The 1,280-nt window shown below is 72.1% G+C and carries 1 protein-coding gene and 2 pseudogenes; all 3 read right to left on the reverse strand.

Features of this window, described 5'->3' with window-relative positions; translation table 11 throughout:
* Nucleotides 1-101 (reverse strand): annotated as a pseudogene (locus BN971_RS25250) (flavin reductase family protein); the annotation flags it as partial.
* A 12-nt stretch (nt 102-113) separates the two neighbouring features.
* A pseudogene (locus BN971_RS24320) lies at nt 114-884 on the reverse strand (DUF7159 family protein); the annotation flags it as partial.
* A 114-nt stretch (nt 885-998) separates the two neighbouring features.
* Nucleotides 999-1,142, reverse strand: coding sequence for a hypothetical protein (locus tag BN971_RS26385; protein WP_264028461.1), 144 nt, complete (start codon nt 1,140-1,142; stop codon nt 999-1,001).
* Nucleotides 1,143-1,280: the final 138 nt, after the last annotated feature.

Below are 1,280 nucleotides of genomic sequence, written 5' to 3' on the forward strand. Positions count from 1 at the left end.
ATCTGGGGCGCCTCGGACAGCGACTGCACCGCCCCGAAGACCACGAAGTGGTCCCCGCCGTCGTGGACGGAGGCCACCGTGCAGTCGCTGTAGGCCAGCGCCTCCGGTTGGGCGTTTCCGCTGACGTCGAGGTAGGTGGCTCGCAGCACGCGGGTGTTCAGGTCGCCCGTGGCCGGATCCAGCGCGTAGGCCAGGGCCGCCGTCGACGACGAGAACAGCGGCGCGTTCGCCGACGCCAGTGCCGCTCCCCGGGCCAGCGCCATGTCCGGTTCCTCGGAAATGGTCACCTCGAGCGGGGTCGCCGCCTCCAGCGCGGGCTTGAGGGGGGCGATGTCGGTCCCGCAGCCGACCAGGAAGACGCCGTCGGCCCGCGATCCCCGCTCGCCCAGGCCGGCCACCATGGCCGCCAACTCCGCGGCGGTGTCGTCCGCGAGTTGGTGGCGGTGCAGGTCGGCGATCGAGCCGTCGGACACCTCGATGACGGCCAGCGTCGCGTTGCGCGGTTCGACGAAAAGCATCGCGATGCGCTGGTAGCCGATGGCCTGACCGACCGTCTGCGCGAGCGCCGCCCCGGCCAGCAGCGGGGAGACCAGCATGACGGCGCCGAGGTCGTGGGCGGCGATCGCCTCGCGCAGGCCGCCGACCACGCCCGGATCGGTCCACGTCACGCCGGTCGACGCCAATTGGTAGCCGCCGGCGCCGGCGCCTTCCCGTGTCCCGCCGATCGCCGCGATCACCTGGTCGACGGCGCCCGCACCCGCCTCGTCGGCCGGGGCGACCCCGAATTCGTCCTGTTCGACGGTGACGCCGTCGGCGTCCTGGCCTTCGATGAGGACCAGGCGGACGGTTTCCGGGGCCATCGACACCCCAAGCACCATGTCCACTCGCGCCTCCCTAGGTCTTAACAGCCCTTTTGATGAGGGCATCAGGAACCAGGCCCCGCCCGACTGGGGGATTCCCACGCTACCCGCGTGTGAATCGGACGCGCTTGTGATCTTTTAGTAGCCGGGACCCAGGAACGGGTTCTGCGGGTAGCCGCCACCCGGGTACTGGGGGGCCGGCGCCTGGGGGGCCGGACTTGCCGGGACCGGAACGGGTATCGGCACCGGCAGCAGCGGCACGTGGATCCACTCCGTGGTCATGGGCACGGTCGTGGTCGGCGTGGTCGGCGTGGTCGGCGGCGGCGGCGGCGTTGTCGTCGTGGTTGTCGTGGGGGTCGTGGTCGTCGGCGGCGGCGGGGTGGTCGTCGCCGTGGTCGGCGGCGGTCGCCTGGTGGTGAC

It is taken from the genome of Mycobacterium bohemicum DSM 44277, assembly GCF_001053185.1.
In the GTDB taxonomy this organism is placed as follows: Bacteria; Actinomycetota; Actinomycetes; order Mycobacteriales; family Mycobacteriaceae; genus Mycobacterium; species Mycobacterium bohemicum.